The organism is Mycolicibacterium arcueilense (assembly GCF_058536225.1).
On the sequence record NZ_JBZTYL010000045.1, the window covers coordinates 1 to 1,148 of the forward strand.

Sequence of the window (1,148 nt, forward strand, 5' to 3'; positions counted from 1 at the left end):
TCGCAGGCCACCGGGGTGTGGGTGCACCTGCAGGCCGCAGCGTACTCGGCCGGCGTCTGGTAGCCCAGGGCCGAGTGGCGATGGCGGTGGTTGTGCTCGTGTTTGAAGTCGCCGATGACCACGCGGGCCTCCAGCAGACTGTTCCAGTGGTTGCGGTTGAGGCATTCCTTGCGTAGGCGGTTGTTGAATGATTCGATGAAGCCGTTGTTCCACGGCGTGCCCGGCGGGATGTAGGACAGGCCGAGCTGTCCGTCGCAGAACTGTTGTAGCGCTTGAGAAATCATTTCCGGCCCGTTGTCGAGCCGCAGCACTTTCGGTGGTCCACCGGTAGCGGCGAACACCTTTGTGAGCTCGTCGACGAGCCGATCGCCGGTGATTGACCGCTCCACGACGTTCAGCAGTGACTCGCGGGTGTGCTCGTCGACCATCGAGGCGATCTTGATGGCCTTACCATCGACGGTGGAATCAAACTGGAAATCGATCGCCCACACCACCTTCGGTGCATCTGCCACCACCGGCGCCACCGACGAGATTCCGGCCCGCTTGCGGGGACTACGGACCCGCACCTGCAAGCCCTCCTCACGCCACAGCCGGCCGATCTTCTTCTTGTTGACCTGGCGGCCTTCGTCGTAGCGCAACGCCGCCCAAGCGCGCCGGAACCCATGGCAGGGATGTTTGGTGGCGTACGTGCGCAACCAGGCCCTCATCTGGGCGTCCGGATCATCGGTGGTCTGCGCCTGCGGGAGCCGGCGGTAGGTGGAGCGGGCGAGCCCAACGGCCTTGCACGCCAACCGTTCCGACATGCTCAACGTATCCTTGAGCATGTCCACGGCGCGGCGCTTGGCAGCTGGGCTCAGAATTTTCCCTTCGCGACCTCCCGCAAGGCGTCCTTTTCCAGCTCGGCCTCGGCCAGCAGCCGCTTTAGCCGGGCGTTCTGATCGCGCAGTTCCTTGAGCTCCTTGGCGGCGTCGGTGTCCATCCCGCCGTAGCCGCGGCGCCAGTTGTACAGCGTTGCCGGCGACACCTCCAGCTCGGCAGCAACCTCCTCACCGGTCTTGCCTTCGGCAGCCAGCTCATCGGCGCGGCGCAGCTTGCGCACGATGTCCTCCGCGGAATGCCGCTTACGACCAGCCATGCGTGTCATCGTC

1 protein-coding gene is annotated in these 1,148 nt (G+C 64.8%); it reads right to left on the bottom strand.

Annotation, left to right across the window (positions count from 1 at the left end; translation table 11 throughout):
* Window positions 1–1,135, bottom strand: a protein-coding gene (locus AC4LGL_RS33865) for an IS3 family transposase (RefSeq protein ID WP_491842601.1) whose coding sequence is annotated in 2 segments (ribosomal slippage) — window positions 1–871 and window positions 871–1,135 — 1,136 coding nt annotated over the 2 segments. Because the reading frame shifts where the segments join, the coding sequence is not laid out codon by codon here. This gene is flagged as partial in the annotation.
* Between the last annotated feature and the right edge of the window lie 13 nt (window positions 1,136–1,148).